A 20,505-nucleotide genomic window follows, 5' to 3' on the forward strand; every position below is an offset into this window, starting at 1 on the left:
ATGGCAGGATGGCAGGATGGCAGGATGGCAGGATGGCAGGATGGCAGGATGGCAGGATGGCAGGATGGCAGGATGGCAGGATGGCAGGATAAATAGCGGGCCGGGAGCGGACGGCTGAATGCAAAGAGGGGAGGCGGGATTACTCCGCCTCATCCATGGCTTCTACGGTCGTGATGTAGACACTGTGCAGGTGATTGAGCATGGCCTTCTCGGCCTGATCGGGGTCCTTGGCTTTAAGGGCATCGTAAATCATCACGTGCTCATGGTAGCTGCGCTCAATAGAGCCTTCCTTGACCATGACCGCCCGGCGAAAGTTAAGGCCGTAGGCATACAGCTCTTCTGAGTAAGCCAGCAGGATGTCGTTACGTGAATACTCGGCGATCAGTTTGTGGAAGCGCTTGTCAGAGAGCTGGAAGTACACCGGCTGGTTAAACAGCTCCTTCTGCTGGTTGAGCAGCACCTGCATTTCCTTGAGACCAGCTGCGTCAATATAGAGCGCTGCCTTACGGGCGATAGCCGCTTCCACCACCTTGCGGCTGTCAAAGACGGTCTCAATGTCGTAGTTATTGATTTCCAGATTGCCTAACTCCGGGATCAGTTCACTACAGCGTTGTAGCTGCCGCTCATCACGCTTGACCCGGGTTTTGGCGCCGTGCGAGACCTGGATCAGCCCGTAGGCGGCAATCAGGCCTAGTGCTCCCCGCACGGTTTCCCGGCTGACCCCGAACAGGGTGCCCAGCTCTCGTTCGCTGGGGAGCTCATCCCCGTCCCGCAGCAGACCGGTGAAGATCATTTCCAGCAGTTTGCCTGCAAGCACTTCCTTCTTGGTCTTATTTTTAAGCGCCTGTTCAAAGGCGAAAAGCTGAGTTGTCATCACATCTATCTCGTATGGAATCCGTACCAGTATACCAATCCTTTTTGATAAATCACGACAGGTCACAATGCACAGGAGAATAGGCAAGGAACAGAAAGCATGCCAATCAGGTCAGTGCATGGCTACTTATCGCCTGCATGGCTGATCGTCTGGCTGGCTGATTCACTGATTGAGGTCGGAGGGCGCCCAGCGTAGCGAGTGAATGAGTGGCTGTCACCAGCGGGCGGTTGCGGGGGAATGTTAATGCCCGGCCAGATCCATAACGCGTTCGATCAGGGCATCACCGCCTTTTACCTGTCTGGCAAACTGGGCATAGACCGCTTTGCTGGCTGCGATAAAGGTGATGCGGTCGACATGATTGATCTGCACTCCGGCGTTCCCAAGGCTTTTGAGCAAGCGGGTGTCTTGCCTTGCCCCTTCGGCAAAAGACCAGCGCTGTGCATCCGCAGCTACTTCAGTAATGGCTGCCTGTACCGCCGCGGGGAGCTGTTGCCAGCTGCTGTCACTGGCGGTCAGCCAGATGGGGGAGTAGACATGATTGGAAATGGACAGGAATTTCTGCACATTTTGAAGCCTGGCACCGTTGATATTGCTGAGCGGATTTTCCTCACCGTCAACTTCGCCCGTCTGCAGTGCGACGAACAGGTGGGAGAAGGGCATCTGTGTGGGTTTGGCCCCCCAGCTGGCAAACATCAGACTGCGCCACTCGCTTTGCGGCGTGCGAATTCGCAAGCCTTTCAGGTCCTCCGGGCTGCGGATGGGGCGACTGTTATTGCTGATCTGACGAAAGCCATTCTCCCAGGTCGAGATGATATGCAGGCCATGGCGGCGGGCTGCCGCTGCCAGATCCGTCATGATGATCTCACTGTCGATAAGTTTCAGGTGCTGACGGTCCCTGACCAGAAAGGGCATGTCGAACAGGGCAAACTCTGGTACTTCGGCAGACATGATGGAGGAAATGGTAGCCAGCTGGATCTGGCCGTTGCGCAGCTTGTCGAGCAAGTCCTTCTCATCTCCAAGTTTCGCATCGCTGTAATACTCGACCTGATACTGGTCGCCCAGTCTGGCCTGAAGCTGCTCGCTGAAGCGTCGGGCAGTCTGCCCCTGCAGGCTGTCGGCCGTGCCACCGTTGGCGATGATAATCTTTTCCACGGCCTGACTGACAGGGCTGCCCAGAGACAGCAGGAGTGTCATCCCGGTGATGAGGCGCTTTATTAACATGGTCTCACTCCTCAGTAACAGACCGAATGGGCGGTGCCAGTCTGTAGCGCAGGTCATCAGCGTCGCCACAGCTGACCTGTGCAGCCCATGTACAAGTCTAGAATCCTCTGCCGGTTAGGTGTATCGGATTGCCGCCATTAACCACCAGTTTGCTGCCGATCTTTACCATGCAGGCAAATGAGCAAAAAGCCGCTTCCAAAGAATGGCAACGGTACGCGCCAGCCATACCGGGTAGCCTTGCCGGTGGGTAACCATCCGCAGATTTGTCAGGTGGTACGTGCCTTGTACAAGCGTGAGGCAGGGGATAGCAGCGTCATCCCCGGAGCCTGAGGGGGGCATCTGAAGGGTGGCTTCAGGAGTCGGAAATTTTCACCGGATTGGAATTGAACAGGTAGCCGTCGAATTCGGGTGCACCGTGTTCGGACAGTCCCATCAGCGTATCTTTGACGTGCTCAAGGTGCTGCCACATGGCCTGACGCGCCTCGATGGAATCACGACGCTGGATCGCGGCGAGGATGCGGTCATGATCACCCAGCCATTTCTCGCGATAGGTTTGATCAGTGATATGGGAGTGCAACTGCTTCCACATGGAGCTGCGCTCGCGGCGCTCCCACAGGTTCAGCACAATATCCACCAGCACACTGTTCTGGGTCGCTTCGGCAATGGCCAGATGGAACATCTTGTCGCCATCGTAGTCAGCGGTGCCCTGCTCGATATTCTTGCGCTCCATGTCGAGCGCTTCGCGCATTTGCTTGATATTGCTCTTGGTCACCTGAGTGGCGGCAAATTCAGCGATATGGCTTTCGATCAGCTGACGCGCCTGCATCATCTCAAAGGGGCCGGCATCTTCTGCGTCTACGCTCTTTTCTTCGTGCTCAGCCGAAGGCTGCACGGAAGGGAGCTTGATGACGTAAACGCCGCTGCCCTGACGCACTTCTACCAGTTCCATCAGTTCCAGCATGATCAGTGCTTCACGCACTACCGCCCGGCTGACCGACAGCTTTTCGGCAATGTCCCGCTCAGGTGGCAGGCGGTCACCAATCTTGTAACGCCCGTCGGCCAGTTCCTGATAGAGCTTGTTGCCTATCTCCTGATAGAGGCGCTTGGGTTTAATTATTTTACTGTTCATGGATTTGACTCTGTCCAGACGCACGCACTCTGAATGTCGATTGTGGCTGCAAGGTTCGATCTGGGAACCCGTATTCTGTTGGGTTCAAGGCTCCCAGATCAACCAGTCTGCAGACAAATTGCCATGCCGTTCACGGTTATTACTGCAGAGCAATTAGTCGCATTGATCAGTCAGCCTTACTGCGCCAGTGCATCAATGGCTTTGACATAGTCAGCAATGGCGGTGTTTTTCAGCGCTTCGTCATGCATGGGTTTAACCGCATCGATAAAAGGAGCCTTATCGACGGTCACGATGGTCACCCCCATGTCCTTGGCTTTCTTCATCTCGGCATCGACGTTTTCCGACCAGATTTGCTTCATGTACTCCATGGACTCGCGGCCAGCCTGTTTCATTGCGGTCTGTTCTTCGGGAGTCAGCTTGTCCCAGGTTTTGGTGCTGATGACCAGTACGTCAGGGATCATGGTGTGTTCATCCAGATTGAAGAACTTGGCCACTTCGCCGTGACGGTAGGTGGTAATGGAGTTGATGTTGTTCTCCGCACCATCGACTACTCCCTGTTGCAGAGCGGTGTACAGCTCACCGTAGGGGATAGGGGTAGGGGATGCGCCCATCAGCTCGACCATCTTGATAGCAGTGGGGCTGGGCTGCACGCGGATTTTCAGACCTTTCAGATCAGCCGGCGTGTTGATCGCTTTCTTGGTGTAGAAGCTGCGCGCACCGGCGTCGTAGTAGGTGATACCGATAAAGCCGTACTGGCGTGAAGAATCGAGGATCTTGTCGCCCACTTCCTTGCTTTCCAGGGCACGGTAGAAGTGTTCGCGATCATGGAACAGGTAAGGCACGTTGAACGCGCCGTAGTCGGCATCAAAGGATTCCAGCTCGCTGGCGTTGGATTTGGCCATATCCAGCGCTCCGTTCTGCAACAACTCCATGGATTCACGCTGGTTGCCCAATTGTCCGTTGGGGTAGATACGGATGCGTACTTCGCCGTGAGTCTTGTCTTTCACCAGGTCGGCGAAGTGCTTCATGGCAATGTGCACGGGCGCTTTTTCGTCACCATTGTGGCTGAGTTTCAGGGTGGTAACGGCATGGGCAGACAGTGTCAGTCCACTTGCCAGTACTGCCAGGGCCACTTTGGTCAGAATTCGCTTCTGAGAAAACATACGGGTTCTCCAACGTTGATCTTGTTTTTTTACGTGGGTACCGGCCAGCGATGATGCTGGGTGCCGGACAGTGCCTCGTGTGGTGACAGCTTCTGCTCCCTGACTGCCATTGCTGGCAAAGTGACTGTGGGGCGGTTCAAGTGTCCGGACCAACTTTGCCACGCTCACCTCTATTGGTCAACCAGATGATTTATCTGGTTGACCATTGGTTTGCCAGTGGTGCATTATCGGCCCCATTGCTGCTTCGCTGTCAGGGTTTTGTCATGTCCAACAGGCTATATGGCTGGTTTGACTGCGCAAATGGTCTGATAAGTAGCAGAGTAAACACAATAATAACCAATGGGTGGGCGACCACCTCTCTGGAAGGTGGCCAAACACTGTGCTGGCCATCGTCACCTGGAGGCTACATGAACAAAGTCGTATCGATCCTGGATAGCCTGCTGTCCAAATTCTGCATCTTCCTCACCGTTATTCTGGTCGCCTGCGTGGTCTGGCAGGTGTTCTCCCGCTACGTACTGAGTACCCCCAGTACTGTCACCGACGAAATGGCGCGTTTTCTCTTCATCTGGGTAGGGCTGATGGGCGCTGCCTACACCCTGGGGCAGAAGAAGCATCTGGCCATGGACTTCCTGCTGATGTCGCTGGAAGGTCGCTCCAAAGCCTCGCTGCAATTCATCATCGATCTGGCCTGCGTGTTCTTCGCCGGGGTGGTCATGCTCTATGGCGGTGGCACGCTGATGGAAAAAACCCTGAGCGTTGGCCAGTTGTCACCCGCGCTGGGAGTTCAGATGGGGCTGATCTATCTGGCCCTGCCGCTGAGCGGCTTCTTCATGCTCGCCTATCTGCTGCGTGATCTGTGGGCCTCCCTGCAGACCTTTGCCTTTTCCCATCACTGACAGCGAATCGCCTGTTAAAACAAGGATAAGAATATGGACTGGTCAGCAATGTTGGCTTTGTTTGGTAGTTTCTTCCTGATGCTGGTGCTGGGGGTGCCCATCTCCTTTGCTATAGGGATTTCCTCGATTATTTCCATCGCGATGGTGTTGCCCTTCGATGCCACTCTGGCGGTGGTGTCACAGAAAATGGCCTCCGGGCTGGACAGCTTTACGCTGCTGTCGATTCCGTTCTTCATTCTCGCGGGCAATATCATGAACCGCGGCGGCATTGCCCTGCGCCTGATTGAGTTTTCCAAAGTGCTGGCCGGCCCTATGCCGGGCGCACTGGCGCACGTTAACGTCATCGCTAACATGCTGTTCGGATCAATTTCTGGTTCGGCGGTGGCAGCGGCTGCGGCGGTAGGCGGCACCATGTCACCCCTGCAGAAAAAGAGCGGATATGACCCGGTGTACTGTGCGGCCGTCAACATTACCTCCTGTCCTACCGGGCTGCTGATTCCTCCCAGTAATGCCCTGATCGTTTACTCCCTGATTTCCGGCGGCACCTCCATTGGTGCACTGTTCCTCGCAGGCTATGTGCCCGGTCTGCTGATGGGCCTCGGGGTCATGCTGGTGGCAGGTGTTATCGCCAAGCGTCGCAACTATCCCGTGTCTGAGCGTGTCAGCCTTGCCGATGCCTGGACCATCACGCTGCGCGCGCTACCAAGCCTGGGTCTGGTAGTGGTGATCATGGGCGGTATTGTGGCCGGTATCTTCACCGCGACTGAAGCCTCTGCTGTAGCGGTGGTATACACCCTGTTGCTGGCGCTGGTGTTCTACGGTGAGCTGACGGTACGTGAGCTGCCCAAGATCATTCTGGAGTCGATCATGACCTCCTCCATGATCATGCTGCTGATCGGCGCTTCCATGGCCATGGCCTGGGCGATGGCCAATGCGGACATTCCTTACATGATCAGTGATGCGCTGATGGGCATCTCCGAGAACCCCATCGTTATTCTGCTGATCATCAACGTGATCCTGCTGGTGGTCGGAGTGTTCATGGACATGACTCCGGCGCTGCTGATCTTTACCCCGATCTTCCTGCCGGTTGCCAAAGATCTGGGCATGGACCCGGTGCACTTCGGCATCATGATGACCTTCAACCTCTGTATCGGTCTGTGCACGCCACCGGTTGGTAGTGCGCTGTTCGTGGGCTGTTCAGTCAGCGGCGTGAAGATCGACAAGGTAGTGAAACCCCTGTTGCCATTCTTCGTGGTACTGATTCTGTGTCTGTTGCTGGTTACCTACATCCCTCAGGTCAGCCTGTTCCTGCCTCAGGTTCTGCTGGGCTATCAATAACTTACGTCAACCTCTGCTACCTTCTCAGGGAGAATAAGAAATGAAACCAGTCAAACACTGGGAGTTTGTCCAAGCGGCAGGCAACAGGATTGATCTTGAATGTGACGGCAAACACTCCTTGCACCTGTTTGTGCTGGAGCACGAGCTGATCCGGGTGCTGTTCAAGAAGAACAAACAAAGCGTGGTCGACAAAACCTGGTCTGTCGCAGGCCCCGAGCAGGATGTCGCCTGGCAAGGCCGCGACCGCATGAGCACCGAGGGTTTCTCCCTGCCGGGCTTCCGGCTGGAGCATCTGGATAACGGCCTGCAGCTGGAAACAGACAGGCTGCGTCTGACGGTAGAGAAGCCACTGCGCCTGTTGTGGGAGCACAAATGTGCGGTCACCGGCCACTGGCTGCCGCTGGCACAGGATCGCACCAGCGGCGCCTATATGTTCGGTGTGACGGAGAACACCGTCAGCCATTTCATGGCCCGCAAACGTGATGATCGTTACTACGGCCTTGGCGAGAAAGCCGGCAACCTGAACCGCGCGGGAAAACGCTTCCAGATGCGCAATCTGGACGCCATGGGCTACGACGCTGAAAGCACCGATCCGCTGTACAAGCACATCCCGTTCTATATCGTGCGTCAGCAGGAAGAGGCAGCAGCGCAGGGCGTCAGCTACGGTCTGTTTTACGATAACCTGGCCAGCTGCTGGTTTGATCTGGGTAATGAGCTGGACAACTACCACGGCTTCTACCGCAGTTATCGTGCCGAAGACGGTGATCTCGATTATTACCTGGTCTTCGGCCCCAGCACGCTGGAGGTGACCAGACGCTATACCCAGCTGACCGGCCGTACCGCCTTCGGGCCGAAGTGGAGCCTCGGCTACAGTGGCTCGACCATGCATTACACCGATGCCGACAACGCGCAGGAGCAGCTGCTGCAGTTCGTTGAGCTGTGCAAGCAGCACAACATTCCCTGCGACTCATTCCAGCTGTCGTCGGGTTATACCTCCATCAACAACAAGCGCTATGTCTTCAACTGGAACTACAGCAAGGTGCCCACGCCTGAAGTAATGACGGCGGACTTCCACCGTGCCGGGATGAAGCTGGCAGCCAATATCAAACCCTGTCTGCTGCAGGACCACCCGCGCTTTGCCGAGGTTAAGGAGAAGGGGCTATTCATTCGGGATTCGGAGACGGATGAGCCGGAATCATCGCAGTTCTGGGATGACGAGGGGTCGCATCTGGACTTTACCAACCCGGACACCATCAACTGGTGGAAGGCCAACGTCACCGAACAGTTGCTGGCGAAAGGTATCGATTCCACCTGGAACGACAACAACGAATTTGAAGTGTGGGACTCCGGTGCCCGCTGTGCCGGTTTCGGTCAGGAAACCCCCGTTCGCCGCATCCGCCCGCTGCATACCCTGATGATGATGCGTGCCTCGTTCGAGGCACAGCAGGAGTTTGCCAGCCAGTTGCGCCCCTATCTGATTTCCCGCTCTGGCTGTGCCGGGATGCACCGTTACGCCCAGACCTGGACCGGCGACAACTACACCAACTGGAAAACCCTGCGCTACAACACCCGCATGGGGCTGGGCATGAGCCTGTCAGGACTGTTTAACGTCGGTCATGACGTCGGCGGCTTCGCCGGTATGCGCCCGGAACCCGAGCTGTTTGCCCGCTGGGTACAGAACGGCGTGATGCACCCGCGTTTCACCATTCACTCCTGGAATGATGATCGCACCGTCAATGAGCCCTGGATGTATCCGGAAGTCACTCCGATCATCCGTGAGGCGATGGCGCTGCGCTATCGCCTGCTGCCGTACTTCTATCATCTGCTGTGGCTGGCTCACGACGCCCATGAGCCGATGCTGCGCCCGACCTTCCTTGACCATGAGCATGATGCCCGAACCTTTGAAGAGTGTGATGACTTCATGCTGGGTCGTGATCTGCTGGTGGCCTCCGTGGTGGAGCAGGGGCAGCGTCAGCGTCAGGTGTATCTGCCTGATAACGGCAACGGCTGGTACGACTTCCACCGTCAGAACTGGTACGCCGGTGGCCAGACCATCACGCTGTCGGCAGCGCTGGAGGAGATTCCACTGCTGGCCCGTGCAGGGGCGATCATTCCCACAAGCAGCCGTATTGCTCACGTTGATGCCAGCCAGGACAGTCAGCGTCAGTTGCTGGTCTTCCCCTACAAAGGTCAGGGGCAGGGCAGCACCACGGTGTTTGATGATGACGGCGAAAGCTTTGCCTATCGTCAGGGTGGCCATTTGCTGCTGCAGATCGACATGCAGTGCAGTCATGAGCGCATTGAGCTGCAAATCGCCAAGTCAGGTCACTGGGTGCCTGCTTATACGTCACTGACGTTGGAGCTGCCGGTGGGTGAGAAGCGCGCACTGTTCATCAACGGCAAGCAGTACGCCCATGGCGCTGCCTTTGCGCTGGCTGATGCGCAGGTTCGTGCGTAACCGCGCCGACTGCTCTCTATACGGAGGATCACGATGAAATCATTTATGGACGAAGACTTCCTGCTGTCTTCACACACTGCGCGGCGCCTGTACCACGACTTCGCCAAAGATCAGCCGATCTATGACTATCACTGTCACCTGAGCCCAAGGGACATTGCCACCAACCGCCAGTTTGCTGATATCGGCGAGCTGTGGCTGGAAGGTGATCACTACAAGTGGCGGGCCATGCGCAGCGCCGGCATTGCCGAGGAGCTGATCACCGGTGAACGCTCGTTCAGGGACAAGTATCAGGCCTGGGCCAGAACGGTACCGCAGTGCATTGGCAACCCTATTTATCACTGGACTCATCTGGAGTTACGCCGGCCGTTCGGGATTGACTCCGTACTGTTTTCGCCGGTCACGGCAGAGTCGGTGTGGGGCCAGTGCAATGAGCTGCTGGCTGACCGTGCCTTCTTCGCCCGCGGCATCATGCAGCAGATGAACGTGCGCATGGTCGGCACCACAGACGATCCGGCAGACAGCCTCGAACACCATCGCAGTATCGCTGCTGACAGCGAGTTTGATATCGCCGTGCTGCCCACCTGGCGGCCTGACCGCTCTTTCAAGATTGATCAGCCGACGTTCCCCGAGTACATGGAGAAACTGGGCAAGGCGGCGGATATCAACATCAGCCGTTTTGCTGACCTGTTACAGGCCCTGAGCCGTCGTCTTGAACACTTTGCCGCGCACGGTTGCCGTGCAGCAGATCATGGTATCGAGATCATGCGCTTTGCCGAGGTGCCCGCAGAGCAGGTGCTGGATGGCATTCTGCACAAGGGCCTGCAGCGTCAGGCGCTGAGCGAACTGGAAATTGCACAGTTCTTTACGGCGGTGCAGGTCTGGCTGGGGCGTGAGTACGCCCGACGCGGCTGGGCGATGCAGCTGCATATCGGTGCGCAGCGTGACAACTCCACCCGTATGTTCCACCGTCTTGGCAAGGATGCCGGCTTTGACTCCATCGGCGATCAGCTGGTGGCTTATCCGCTGGCACGATTCCTGGATGCTCTGGATGTCACTGACGAATTGCCCAGGACCATTCTCTACTGCCTGAACCCGCGTGATAACGAGGTGATGGCCACCATGATCGGTAACTTTCAGGATGGCAGCATTCCCGGTAAGGTGCAGTTTGGTTCGGGCTGGTGGTTCAACGACCAGAAGGACGGCATGATCCGCCAGCTGGTCAGCCTGTCACAGATGGGACTGCTGAGCCGCTTTGTGGGCATGCTGACGGATTCACGCAGCTTCCTGTCTTACACCCGTCATGAGTATTTCCGCCGTATTCTCTGCGAACTGATAGGCAGCTGGGTGGAGAACGGCGAAGCACCGGCGGACTTTACCTTGCTGGGGCCCATGATTGCTGACATCTGCAGCAATAACGCCGTGGAGTATTTCGGTTTGGGGCAGCGCTGATCTGAGCTGTACCCGGCGTGCTTACGAATGGGTGAGGTGTGTGTCTGGCGTCTTGCACTTCAGGCGAACACCTCACCGTTTGTGAGCATAAGCTGCCGGTATCCCATGCTCCAGCAATTCCATTTTCCAGCTATCCAGCTAGCCAGAGCACTGGACACTCTGACCGATGAGGTAGCGGTGACGTTTTTATCCGCTGCCTCCTCTCATCCTGTCTAGCGTGGCTGTTCGTCAGCACAGATCACGTAGTTATCAATTTCCTTGCGTTGATGGACGGCGGTCTGCAGGCGATAGATCGCGGTTGTCATCATGTCCATGCTTGTTCTGACCGATTGCTGTAGCGGTATGACATTACCTTCCGCTCTGCTGGCAGCGCTCAAGGCCTGATTCACGTTGACGCGAAGATTATCCTCAACGGCAAGCAGGGCGAAGTAGAAGGTTTTCTCACGGGGGCAGAGGACCAGGCTGGAGAGCACTTTCGTTTGCTGCCAGACGTCCGTCAGTGATGCCTGTAAGGGTGTCGGGTCAGTGGCACTGGCGGTTTGCTCCAGGGCAGTCAACCTGTGCTCCAGAATATCTGCCAGAGACAGCAGCTCCTTGATCTGCAGTTTTATCTGCGTGTGCTTTTCCTCGAAGGAGGCATTGAAGTGGTAAAGCTCGGTAATCTTGAACGTGGCATAAAGTGCTGAACACATCAGCACTAATAACAGCAGTACGGCGGGGAGCAGGGCAGAGTTCATGGGTTTACGCAGTGTAAGCAGCATTTTTTTCAGCCCTTCAGGGCGGTATCGGAATGCCTGTGCCTGTTGATCAGAAAAGCCGATAAGCGGTTATTCCTGATTATCTACGGCGATTTCCAACACCTTGGTCCAGTGGTTTATGACGTTCTTTTTGTTGATGGAGAGTTTTTCCGCCATATCATCTAATTTGCCGCAGCCTTGCCTGAGTGGTAGCCCGCTCAGTGAGCGATAGAACTGTTCTACTCCTGCTGCAGGCGCTCTGGTTCCGGGTGGTTCATCAGCATCAAGGCCAGCATGGAGTGTGAAATAGACAGATAATTCTCCCGCTCGTAATGTTTGGTCGTCAGTTCGTTACGGAGGCTGCGATGCCGTTGATGGACTGCAGCAGCACTTCCTCGCCTTGTGAGCCCACCAAGTGCTCGGGTCATTTCAGCGTTCAATGTGTCCATGAGATCAGCCCTCTGGTGACATCGATCTTCTGCTCTGCGAACAACCTATGCTTAATGCTGAGCTGAAAAACGGCATGCAGAAGGACACTCTGCCTGCCGTGATGCTGATCAGAGCCGGAAGGTTGCGATCTCCCTGTTCAGCGCATCGGACAACTCAACCAGTTTCACAACGGCAGTGCTGGTCGCCTGGCCCGACTCGGTGGACTGTTCGGCAATATCGCGAATGGTGACCAGATTCACATCCACTTCCTTGGCCACCGTCGCCTGTTGTTCAGCCGCACTGGCAATCAGCAGATTGCGATCATTGATCTCACTGACGGACTGCATGATGACCTCCAGTGCAGAATCCGCTTCCTGTGATACCTGCAGGGTGGTCTGAGCGCGGCGGGTGCTGCTCTCCATGGAGGTGACGGCCTGACGTGCACCGGACTGTACTTCAGCAATCATCACTTCAATTTCATGGGCTGAATTCTGAGTACGCTGCGCCAGAGATCGGACTTCATCCGCCACAACGGCAAACCCACGGCCCTGATCACCTGCACGGGCTGCTTCAATCGCTGCATTCAGCGCCAGCAGATTGGTCTGTTCTGATACGGCCCGGATCACATCCAGTACCTTGCTGATATTGGCGGCCTTGTCGGCCAGCGCCGTGATGCTCTGCGAAGTACTGTCGATATCGCGGGTGAGGCTGTTGATTTCGTTCATTGTCTGCGACACCAGACGTTTTCCCTGATCAACTGCTCTGGCCGAAGCCTGTGACGCTTCAGATGTGGAAGTAGCGTTACTGGCTACATCTTCTATGGCCGCCGTGAGTTCGTTGACTGCTGTGGCGGCCTGCTGAATCTGGTCATTCTGATGAGTCAGGCCCTGCAACGTGTGTGCTGTGGCGGAGTTGATGTCGGCTGAGTTGTCAGCCAGCTGGTGGCTGGTGTGCTTTAGTTTGGAGACAATCGAACGCAGTGCGTCCTGCATGGATTTTAACGCTGACAGCAGTATCGCCAGCTCATCACGCCCAGCTGCGTTGATCGCATTATTCAGATCCCCGGAAGCTATATGCTTGGCAATGTCCATTGCCTCCTGCAATGGTCCCTTGATGCTGCGGATGGTAACGACAGCAATGATGGCAACCACAACAGCCATGATGGCCAGTACCAGAATCAGTGTCCGCAGAGCACTCTCGGCGTTGGCCCTGGCATCTTCCCCAGCAGCATCGGCTCCCTGACGATTCAGCTTGATCAGATTATCAAGGTGATCCCCCATCTGACCCGCAGCGCTATTCATCTGCGCAATATCGTCAGGGGTAGGGGTCCTGGCATCGGCAATCGAGGCGAGAACCCGACCCTGAGTGGCTTCATACTGCATCTCGGACTGCTGAAATTTTTTAAAGAGAGTTTGTTCTGCCTCTGAACTGATCAGTTCGCCGTAGTGCTGCATATCTTCTCTGTAGACGCGTTTATGCTCCTTGATCTCTTCCATGTCCTTGAGCTGTTCGTTGCGATCAGACGTCGAGAAAATACGCAGAGTATGAACGCGAACTTCGTACACATCAGTGGATATCTTGCCGAGTATGGCGATGCTGGCGAGCCAGTTTTCTTCCAGCTGCTGGGCATCATTTCTCATCACATTGATACTGTGAATACTCAACAGACCCACGCCAAGAAGCACAAGAAAAAGAAAGCCAAAGCTGATGGCGGTTCGGGCGCTGACACTGATATTTCTTAAACTCACAGGCATAGTCCCTTTGTTTTTTGACTGACGGCTGGTTGACAAGGCTTGAAGACTGATAGTAATCGTGATTCCCGGGGCAGGAAGCCCCATCGAGTATTTGGTACATAGATTGGCGCCATCAAAGTACAGATAGGGACATTTCGTTAACAATGAGCCGCTGTAAGGCCAGGTGCTGGCTGCTCATGAAGTAACAGATAGTGATGCAGATCTTTTCTAGAGGGGAAGACGACCAGGGATGGGGGTTAAGAAGGCTGGAACCCGGTCATTCCGGATTGCCAACTTGCAGCAAAAGAAACAAGAGGCGTGTATTACAGCAGAAACTACCGGCAGGGACTGTGCAAAACTGACCAGCGTTGTAACTACCTGACCGGCTTGTCTCGTTATTGAAACCTCCAGACTAGCCCATTGAATCAGGCACTCACGGTCGATAACTGAAGGGGTATTTCAACCTTTGCCATGGTTAAAATATACGTTTGGGCAAAGTAAAACTTCATTGTTCTTGCTATTAAGAAACTAAAACATTTTACTTGTGCCCTAGCAGAATAACGGAGAATGTTTCAACCAGATATATTAAGTGAAAGAGGGTCGTAGCTTCAGTCAATGATGACGCTGTTGAAATTAATGCTTAATCTCTTTATGAGACAAGATAATTGAATTATTCTCCTATGTTATCTTTTTTTGGATAAATCGACATGAATTTATGTATTATATGATACCCCATAAACTTTCGAATTTTCATATCGACTTTCGGATTTTCACAAGTAGTGAAACTGTGCAATAACAAAGGCATGTGCAAGGAAATATTATGCTTATATCTGTTCATATTCCAAAAACTGCAGGAACCAGCTTTGGCAAGTCATTAGAAAAAAATTTTGGACCAAATTTAATCAAAGATTATGGTGACTTTCCGATACTCACTCCAGAGCTAGAGAGAAATCGGATGGCGCTCAGTAATTCAATAGCCAGTTCAGAGAAAAACTTCGGTGATGTGAAATGTATTCATGGGCATTTCCTCGCTATAAAGTATTTGTTGCTGTCTAGTGCTAGGCCTGTGACATATGTGACTTGGATGAGAAATCCAGTTGAAAGAGTGTTGTCACATTACTATTTTTGGAAACGATATTATGATCCCAATACATCAAGATCATTTCACAAAAAGATGGTAGAAGAAGACTGGTCACTAGAGCGATTCTGCCTGGGCGAAGAGATCAGGAACTTATATTCAAAATTTTTATATGGATTTCCATTAGAGTATTTCTCATTCATTGGTATTGTTGAACATTTTCAGGATGACTTTGATTATTTTGCAAATGAATACCTTAGTTGCTCTCTGGAGCCAGAAATCTTAAACACCAGACCTAATGACAGCAAAGGGTATGAAATTTCAGACTCTCTGAGATCAAGCATAGAAGCATGGCACTCAAAAGATATGGCGTTATATGAGAGAGCTGTAGCCATCCGTAGTGAACGTATAAGCAGGAAATAGAGAAAATACGAAAGCGTGGTGGCCCATGGCCTGTGCCTTTCTATTAGCCGAATTTAAAAAGGAACAAATCTTGTTCAGCAATTGTGGATACAGGTTTAAGCATTCATCCTGGCCTCGAATGCCTCTGGGCTGAAGTGCCCCAGCGTGCTCAACGCCGGTCAGAGCGGCGGCTCGGTACTGTGGCAGTTAGACGAATAAGAAACAGGCGTAGCGCTAAGGGAGGGGGTGTAGTTGGCAAAGTGGTGGTTTCGCGATAACGGCATACCGTTGCACTGGTCGGTGTATGTAGCGGTCTTTGTGCTCGGCACGCTGTTGATGTCGCCGGGCCTGCTGGGCGTGTATAGCGACTATCGCATCAACCACCACCTGCGCACCGCCACGGCGACCGTGGTGGGCTGGGACACCGTGCCGATCCCGAGACTCAACAGCGAGTATCACACCGTCCGCTACGTGTTCGCCGTAGACGGCCAGCAGTACGGATGCACCACACTCTGGTGGGGCGGCGGCTGGTGCCGCATCGACCCCGACCGCTGGGCAGAATCCAAACAAACCAAACGCATCACCATAGACTACGACGCCGAGCTTCCCTTCCTGAACCGCGCCGAGGCCGACAACCCGCAACCCAGTTTTATCTTGGGCGGGATTGTCTGGCTGTGGATGCCGCTGATGTGGTGGACTCAGAGGCGGGAGAGCGCTGGTCGGTGGCGGTAAAAGGATACGCCTGTTCAACGGCGATAAAGTGCTCGATATCCCCACCCCACTTATGGCCAAAATAGCCACCCCCACATGGCCTGAGTTTTCGCAGGCCATGTACTCACCGATACAGGCCTGCAAGCAAAGCATCAGGCCGTGGGCATCGTTCCTCCGTCGATCACATATTTCAGTGGCCTGATCAGGGGTGTTGATCAGAAAGTGAAACAGCGGAACTCAAAACTGGGACACCGTGCCAATCCCGAGAGTCACAATGACTCAATGCCCTCTGCAACATGAAAGCGCATAGGTTAATCGGTCCTAATCCCATCAGGACTCGGCCAGAGCCTGACCACCATCAAGGCCAGAGGCTTGCCCGTGCTGAATGAGCCCATCACCAATGCCGACGGGGGAATGGTTTTACTTCAGAACGCTGTGGGGTTCACAAATAGAGCTGGCCTCGCTGCCACATGCCAGCCCCCCTTGAACCGGCGCCTGTCGCCATGCGCTCAAGACCTGCTTTTACTCGCCCTCTGCCTGTTCATGCTTACTGAACAGCGCCGGATCCCCTTTGATGATGTCTGCCGTGCGGCGGATATGGGCGCAGAGCAGCTCCACGGCACGGTCTGCATTGCCGGCAATGGCTTCTTCCATCAGCTGCGTATGCTCGGACTTCACGTCACGTTTGGTAGAGAACGCACGGGGCGCAGACAGAGTCCGGTAGCGGTGGTGCTGATCAGCCAGCAGCTCGCAGAAACTGACCAGCCAGCGCGAACCGCAACCGGAGATCAGCGTGCGGTGAAAGGCGCGGTGCAGCGGCTCCCAGTCCGGGTTGTCTTCAAAATGATCATCAGCCAGCGAGCGGGGCGTCCTGCTCAGGCGATGGTGAGCCAGTACCAGTTCTTCTTCCCAGACGGTCGAGCGGGCGGCAATGGACTCGCGCAGGGCACGCTCCTCCAGCCAGCAGCGAGTCTTAGTGATTTCCTCCAGATCCTGAGCACTGATGCCTGCCACCACAAAGCCACGCAGTTCGCGCTTTTCCACCAGATTGTCGGATATCAGCCGGTTGAGGGCTTCCCGCACCGGGGTGGCGCTGGTGGAGTAACGTTCCGTCAGGGTATCGATGGTGAGTTTACTGCCAGGTTCGAGCTGGGCGCTCAGAATGTCGATGCGTAGCTGGTCGTAGAGGCTAGTGGCCCGTGTCGCGACGCCATTAACAGTGATCAGAGAAGGTTTACGGGCCATAAATGTTTTTCAGTTCCTTTGCATGGGAAACGTATGCTGACGGTCAGCCTACACTAACGTCAGGCTTGTGATTGTATTCAAAATATGAGCAGAATAAAAATAATATATTAAAACCAGCAGGAGCAACTCCCGTGTCAAATGTCAGCCTTGGACAAGCCCGAGTCATTGTAGACAACGCGTTACAGATCGCACGAGAACAGGGGTTCAGACCCATGGCCATCATGGTGGTCGATAGCGCCGGCCACTCCGTATTGGGCCTGCGCGAAGATGGCGCCAGCCATTTGCGTGTGGAAATCGCCGCAGGTAAGGCGGGCTCCAGCATTGGTATGGGAAGCAACAGTCGTGTGCTGGCCAAGCGGGCAGCGGAGATGCCCGGATTTTTCTCGGCCATTGCTAGTACCGCATCGCAACCCTTCATTCCTCAGACGGGGGCCGTTCTAATTGTGCAGGGCGAAGAGGTGATTGGCGCGGTAGGTGCGTCAGGCGGAACCGGGGACGAAGACGAGCTGATTGTGGTTGGAGGGATAGCAGCGGCCGGGCTGAGTTATCGCTGAAGAAGTTACAGAAAACACCGCTGCGTAAGGGAAGGCTGCCGATGGGCAGCCTTCTCGCTTTCTGGGGTTGGCTGTGTTCTGGCAGGCGCACATTGTCGGTTTGTGTAGGGGTATTCCATTTTCTTAAAATAATATATTAAAAAATTTATCAAGTAATATTGTATTTTTAGTTGCCGAGTTTCGCATTCCTGTATATGGTTCTCAACAGTCTCACTGCTGGTGACACATCAGCTGTCGAACAAGAACAACTAACGAGAACTACTGCGAGAGTGCCTGCTATGACTTGTTGCGGCATTGATATTCACGCTCACGTCGTCCCCGGCCATTTCCCGGCCTGGCTGGACCGACAGATTCCACAGGGCTGGCCTGCCATGGTGGAAGCACCGGCCAGAGCAGGGCACTGTCACCGTCATGTGATGATTGACGGAAAGAACTACCGCACTGTGACTGACCATTGCTGGAACGTTGCCAGACGTCTGGCCGATCTGCCGGAAATGGGCATCGCAACCCAGGTTATTTCTCCTATGCCGGAGCTGCTCAGTTACTGGCTCCCCGCTGGCACGGCACAGCCTCTGGTGCGTTTCCTGAACGAGACCATCGCGGCGATGGTGGCCGAAAGTAACGGTGTGCTGCAGGGGTTCGGCGCTGTCCCCCTGCAGGATATGAATCTGGCTCTGGCAGAGCTGGACTACCTGCACAGCCATTTGCACCTCAGCGGTGTAGAAATCGGCAGTCATATCAATGGTATTCCGCTGGGCGATATGCGCCTGCGACCCTTCTTCGAGGCATGTGCTGAACGGGATATACCGGTGTTCGTGCATGCCTTGAAGCCTACGGGCATGGACCGGCTGGTTGGTCCTGCTCAACTGCAACAGGTGCTTGCTTACCCCAGCGATGTCGGTCTGGCTGCTACCTCAGTCATTACCGGTAATTTGCTGGAAAGCCTCCCTGCCTTGCGTCTGGCATTCAGCCATGGCGGCGGTACTTTCGCGTCATTGTTGCCACGTTTACAGCAAGGATGGCTTGTTTTTCCTGACCTTCAGGAAAGCATACAGACAGCACCTGTTACCCAGGCCCGTCAGTTGTATTTCGACACCCTGGTATTTGACCCGCACACGCTACAGCACCTTATTCAGCAGTTCGGTGCCAGCCAGTTGATGCTCGGTACCGATTACCCTTTCAACTTCCGGGAAAAGCATCCGGCACAGCAGGTTCTGGCCTGTCAGCTGAACGATGCCGACCGCGATGCACTGTTGTCTGGCAACGCGGCACGGTTTCTTGGATTCGCTTCACAGCAAACAAGGATTTCAACATGAGTTCCCCTCTCATTGAAGGGCTGCGCAGTGTCGCCTTTGATGTGCCCGACCTTGCACTGGCCGAAACCTTTTATACCCAAGTGTGGCATCTGGACGTGGTTGATCGCACGGCGACAACGCTGTACCTGAGCGGCACCGGCAAAGATCACCATCTGCTGGCACTGCATCAGGCCGAGCGGCTGGCCATCCGCGATGTGGTGTTAAGAGCGCGAAGTGCCAGTGCCCTGAATGACATCGCGGCACAGGCGACAGTGCACGGCGGTAAGGTGCTGTCAGCACCCGCCGTCTCGTTACAGCCCTCCGGTGGGCAGGAAGTGGTCATTGCTGACCCCCATGGCCGCATTTTTCGCGTCGTGCACGGTGATCAGCAACGCACCGAGGCGTCGGCACAGGCAGACCGACCCATCCGGCTCGCACACGCTGTACTGAACAGCCACGATGTGGCGGCATCACAGCAGTTTTTTGAGTCGGTGTTTGGCTTCTGGCTGGCTGACCGTACCCGCATCATGGCCTTCCTTAACTGCAATACCGATCACCACACCATTGCCTTTGGCGATGCGGACAACGATGCCCTCAATCATGTGGCCTTTCTGATGAGCGACATTGATTCGGTCATGCGTGGCGGTGGCCGCATGCGCGATGCCCAGTATCCGATTGAGTGGGGCCCCGGCCGGCACGGTCCGGGCAACAACGCTTTCAACTACTTTATCGGCCCCTTTGGTGAGGTGATTGAGTACACCGCGGAAGTGGAACAGATCGATGACAGTTACCGCGCCGGAGGCCCGGAAGACTGGAGCTGGCCAGCGGGCAGGGTAGACCAGTGGGGGATTTCCCAGCCGCCATCGAAGGCCCTGAAAGAAGCTCAGAAAAGCGTATTTTTCATCCCAGTGAATGGATAACAACACATGAAACTGACTACCTACCTCCGTGATGGACAAGCTCGTCTGGGTTTGATCGAAGGGGACAACCTCATCGACTTCAATGATGCTCAGCCACAGGTGCCTGCCGATATGCGTGCGGCACTGGAAGCGGGCGTTGATCTCCAGGCGGCGGCCCGTGCGGCTCATGAAAGCACCGCCGCGCGGCTGGCACTGGATACGGTGACACTGGCACCGCTGGTGCCCGAGCCCGGCAAGTTTATTTGCCTGGGCCTGAATTACTTCGACCATGCCAAAGAGGGCGGTCGTGAAAAGCCTGACTATCCCTGGTTCTTCTTCCGTGGCAAAAGCTCACTGCTGGCCGATCAGGAGCCGGGCCGGGTACCGAAGATTTCCAGCAAGTTTGATTATGAAGCGGAACTGGCTGTGATCATTGGCCGCAGCGTACCGCGTCACGTGTCGCAACAGGAGGCACTGGACTACGTGTTCGGCTACTCCTGCTTCAATGACATGTCGGTGCGTGACTATCAGAAGCGCACACCACAGTGGACTATCGGCAAGAACTTCGATGCCACTGGCGGCTTTGGCCCGGTACTGGTGACCGCCGATGAGCTGCCACAGGGAGCCGTGGGCCTGAATATCCAGTGCGTACTCAATGGGGAAGTCATGCAGAACGCCACCACCAGCGACATGATCTGGTCCGTCGCTGAAACCATTTCCCTGCTGTCGGAATGCCTGACGCTGGAGCCCGGCGATGTTATCGCCATGGGCACGCCAGCAGGCGTAGGTCAGGCCCGTACACCACAGGTCTGGATGAAAGAGGGTGACACCGTCGAAATCCGCATTGAAGGCATCGGCACCCTGACCAATCCGATTCTGGCAGAGGCGGTCTGA

At 55.1% G+C, this 20,505-nt stretch carries 19 protein-coding genes; 11 read left to right on the forward strand and 8 right to left on the reverse strand.

Annotation, left to right across the window (positions count from 1 at the left end; all coding sequences use genetic code 11):
* Positions 1–139: 139 nt before the first annotated feature.
* Together WH50_RS22720 and WH50_RS22725 are read right to left on the reverse strand one after the other, a co-directional pair.
* On the reverse strand, positions 140–874 hold the full coding sequence (locus WH50_RS22720) for a FadR/GntR family transcriptional regulator (RefSeq protein WP_110189492.1): 735 nt from the start codon (positions 872–874) through the stop codon (positions 140–142).
* A 240-nt stretch (positions 875–1,114) separates the two neighbouring features.
* Positions 1,115–2,095 (reverse strand): TRAP transporter substrate-binding protein, encoded by a 981-nt coding sequence (locus WH50_RS22725; RefSeq protein ID WP_110189493.1) that lies wholly within the window; start codon positions 2,093–2,095, stop codon positions 1,115–1,117.
* A 177-nt stretch (positions 2,096–2,272) separates the two neighbouring features.
* Here WH50_RS22725 and WH50_RS26450 point away from each other — a divergent pair, with 177 nt between their 5' ends.
* On the forward strand, positions 2,273–2,425 hold the full coding sequence (locus WH50_RS26450) for a hypothetical protein (RefSeq protein WP_165838530.1): 153 nt from the start codon (positions 2,273–2,275) through the stop codon (positions 2,423–2,425).
* Between the two features lie 22 nt (positions 2,426–2,447).
* Here WH50_RS26450 and WH50_RS22730 read toward each other — a convergent pair whose 3' ends face one another.
* Both WH50_RS22730 and WH50_RS22735 read right to left on the reverse strand, forming a co-directional pair.
* Positions 2,448–3,224: an FCD domain-containing protein gene (locus tag WH50_RS22730; protein WP_104154549.1), complete on the reverse strand. Its 777-nt coding sequence runs from the start codon at positions 3,222–3,224 to the stop codon at positions 2,448–2,450.
* Between the two features lie 176 nt (positions 3,225–3,400).
* Complete coding sequence (locus tag WH50_RS22735; RefSeq protein ID WP_110189494.1) at positions 3,401–4,387, reverse strand: TRAP transporter substrate-binding protein; 987 nt, start codon at positions 4,385–4,387, stop codon at positions 3,401–3,403.
* A gap of 407 nt (positions 4,388–4,794) precedes the next feature.
* Here WH50_RS22735 and WH50_RS22740 point away from each other — a divergent pair, with 407 nt between their 5' ends.
* Genes WH50_RS22740 through uxaC form a run of 4 tightly spaced genes read left to right on the forward strand, consistent with a single transcriptional unit; the run spans position 4,795 to position 10,528 of the window.
* The gene (locus tag WH50_RS22740; RefSeq protein WP_104154551.1) at positions 4,795–5,283 is read left to right on the forward strand and encodes a TRAP transporter small permease; all 489 of its coding nucleotides are present in this window, start codon (positions 4,795–4,797) and stop codon (positions 5,281–5,283) included.
* Between the two features lie 33 nt (positions 5,284–5,316).
* On the forward strand, positions 5,317–6,621 hold the full coding sequence (locus WH50_RS22745) for a TRAP transporter large permease (RefSeq protein WP_110189495.1): 1,305 nt from the start codon (positions 5,317–5,319) through the stop codon (positions 6,619–6,621).
* A 40-nt stretch (positions 6,622–6,661) separates the two neighbouring features.
* The gene (locus WH50_RS22750; RefSeq protein WP_110189496.1) at positions 6,662–9,079 is read left to right on the forward strand and encodes a glycoside hydrolase family 31 protein; all 2,418 of its coding nucleotides are present in this window, start codon (positions 6,662–6,664) and stop codon (positions 9,077–9,079) included.
* A gap of 33 nt (positions 9,080–9,112) precedes the next feature.
* Positions 9,113–10,528 carry a glucuronate isomerase gene (gene uxaC / locus WH50_RS22755; protein WP_104154554.1) on the forward strand — a complete coding sequence of 472 codons (1,416 nt, stop codon included), beginning with the start codon at positions 9,113–9,115 and terminating at the stop codon, positions 10,526–10,528.
* A gap of 212 nt (positions 10,529–10,740) precedes the next feature.
* Here uxaC and WH50_RS22760 read toward each other — a convergent pair whose 3' ends face one another.
* From WH50_RS22760 to WH50_RS22770, 3 genes are all read right to left on the reverse strand, one after another.
* A complete protein-coding gene (locus WH50_RS22760; RefSeq protein WP_110189497.1) occupies positions 10,741–11,289 on the reverse strand; it encodes a hypothetical protein in 549 nt (182 codons plus the stop codon).
* 215 nt (positions 11,290–11,504) lie between these two features.
* Positions 11,505–11,714 carry a hypothetical protein gene (locus tag WH50_RS22765; protein WP_110189498.1) on the reverse strand — a complete coding sequence of 70 codons (210 nt, stop codon included), beginning with the start codon at positions 11,712–11,714 and terminating at the stop codon, positions 11,505–11,507.
* Between the two features lie 108 nt (positions 11,715–11,822).
* Positions 11,823–13,442, reverse strand: coding sequence for a HAMP domain-containing methyl-accepting chemotaxis protein (locus tag WH50_RS22770; protein WP_165838531.1), 1,620 nt, complete (start codon positions 13,440–13,442; stop codon positions 11,823–11,825).
* A gap of 805 nt (positions 13,443–14,247) precedes the next feature.
* On the opposite strand from WH50_RS22770, the gene WH50_RS22775 reads away from it, so the two are divergent.
* A complete protein-coding gene (locus WH50_RS22775) occupies positions 14,248–14,928 on the forward strand; it encodes a sulfotransferase family 2 domain-containing protein (RefSeq protein ID WP_110189500.1) in 681 nt (226 codons plus the stop codon).
* A 231-nt stretch (positions 14,929–15,159) separates the two neighbouring features.
* On the forward strand, positions 15,160–15,639 hold the full coding sequence (locus WH50_RS22780) for a DUF3592 domain-containing protein (RefSeq protein ID WP_110189501.1): 480 nt from the start codon (positions 15,160–15,162) through the stop codon (positions 15,637–15,639).
* Positions 15,640–16,140: 501 nt separating this feature from the next.
* Here the strand turns inward: WH50_RS22780 and WH50_RS22785 are convergent.
* Positions 16,141–16,863 carry a GntR family transcriptional regulator gene (locus tag WH50_RS22785; RefSeq protein ID WP_110189502.1) on the reverse strand — a complete coding sequence of 241 codons (723 nt, stop codon included), beginning with the start codon at positions 16,861–16,863 and terminating at the stop codon, positions 16,141–16,143.
* Positions 16,864–16,994: 131 nt separating this feature from the next.
* On the opposite strand from WH50_RS22785, the gene WH50_RS22790 reads away from it, so the two are divergent.
* The 4 genes from WH50_RS22790 to WH50_RS22805 all read left to right on the forward strand — a co-directional run bounded on the left by WH50_RS22790 (position 16,995) and on the right by WH50_RS22805 (position 20,505).
* Entirely contained in the window at positions 16,995–17,417 is a 423-nt protein-coding gene (locus WH50_RS22790; RefSeq protein ID WP_110189503.1) for a GlcG/HbpS family heme-binding protein, read from the forward strand.
* A gap of 278 nt (positions 17,418–17,695) precedes the next feature.
* Positions 17,696–18,733: an amidohydrolase family protein gene (locus WH50_RS22795; RefSeq protein WP_110189504.1), complete on the forward strand. Its 1,038-nt coding sequence runs from the start codon at positions 17,696–17,698 to the stop codon at positions 18,731–18,733.
* A complete protein-coding gene (locus WH50_RS22800; RefSeq protein ID WP_110189505.1) occupies positions 18,730–19,632 on the forward strand; it encodes a VOC family protein in 903 nt (300 codons plus the stop codon). The genes WH50_RS22795 and WH50_RS22800 overlap by 4 nt, the downstream gene beginning before the upstream one ends.
* 6 nt (positions 19,633–19,638) lie before the next feature.
* Entirely contained in the window at positions 19,639–20,505 is an 867-nt protein-coding gene (locus WH50_RS22805) for a fumarylacetoacetate hydrolase family protein (RefSeq protein WP_110189506.1), read from the forward strand.

The organism is Pokkaliibacter plantistimulans, assembly GCF_003194385.1.
Classification (GTDB): Bacteria; Pseudomonadota; Gammaproteobacteria; order Pseudomonadales; family Balneatricaceae; genus Pokkaliibacter; species Pokkaliibacter plantistimulans.

What these genes read in the sequence shown, in the direction of transcription:
- WH50_RS22720 (WP_110189492.1), bottom strand. Translation starts at nt 874, where the DNA reads ATGACAACTCAGCTTTTCGCCTTTGAACAGGCGCTTAAAAATAAGACC.
- WH50_RS22725 (WP_110189493.1), bottom strand. Translation starts at nt 2,095, where the DNA reads ATGTTAATAAAGCGCCTCATCACCGGGATGACACTCCTGCTGTCTCTG.
- WH50_RS26450 (WP_165838530.1), top strand. Translation starts at nt 2,273, where the DNA reads ATGAGCAAAAAGCCGCTTCCAAAGAATGGCAACGGTACGCGCCAGCCA.
- WH50_RS22730 (WP_104154549.1), bottom strand. Translation starts at nt 3,224, where the DNA reads ATGAACAGTAAAATAATTAAACCCAAGCGCCTCTATCAGGAGATAGGC.
- WH50_RS22735 (WP_110189494.1), bottom strand. Translation starts at nt 4,387, where the DNA reads ATGTTTTCTCAGAAGCGAATTCTGACCAAAGTGGCCCTGGCAGTACTG.
- WH50_RS22740 (WP_104154551.1), top strand. Translation starts at nt 4,795, where the DNA reads ATGAACAAAGTCGTATCGATCCTGGATAGCCTGCTGTCCAAATTCTGC.
- WH50_RS22745 (WP_110189495.1), top strand. Translation starts at nt 5,317, where the DNA reads ATGGACTGGTCAGCAATGTTGGCTTTGTTTGGTAGTTTCTTCCTGATG.
- WH50_RS22750 (WP_110189496.1), top strand. Translation starts at nt 6,662, where the DNA reads ATGAAACCAGTCAAACACTGGGAGTTTGTCCAAGCGGCAGGCAACAGG.
- uxaC (WP_104154554.1), top strand. Translation starts at nt 9,113, where the DNA reads ATGAAATCATTTATGGACGAAGACTTCCTGCTGTCTTCACACACTGCG.
- WH50_RS22760 (WP_110189497.1), bottom strand. Translation starts at nt 11,289, where the DNA reads ATGCTGCTTACACTGCGTAAACCCATGAACTCTGCCCTGCTCCCCGCC.
- WH50_RS22765 (WP_110189498.1), bottom strand. Translation starts at nt 11,714, where the DNA reads ATGGACACATTGAACGCTGAAATGACCCGAGCACTTGGTGGGCTCACA.
- WH50_RS22775 (WP_110189500.1), top strand. Translation starts at nt 14,248, where the DNA reads ATGCTTATATCTGTTCATATTCCAAAAACTGCAGGAACCAGCTTTGGC.
- WH50_RS22785 (WP_110189502.1), bottom strand. Translation starts at nt 16,863, where the DNA reads ATGGCCCGTAAACCTTCTCTGATCACTGTTAATGGCGTCGCGACACGG.
- WH50_RS22795 (WP_110189504.1), top strand. Translation starts at nt 17,696, where the DNA reads ATGACTTGTTGCGGCATTGATATTCACGCTCACGTCGTCCCCGGCCAT.
- WH50_RS22800 (WP_110189505.1), top strand. Translation starts at nt 18,730, where the DNA reads ATGAGTTCCCCTCTCATTGAAGGGCTGCGCAGTGTCGCCTTTGATGTG.
- WH50_RS22805 (WP_110189506.1), top strand. Translation starts at nt 19,639, where the DNA reads ATGAAACTGACTACCTACCTCCGTGATGGACAAGCTCGTCTGGGTTTG.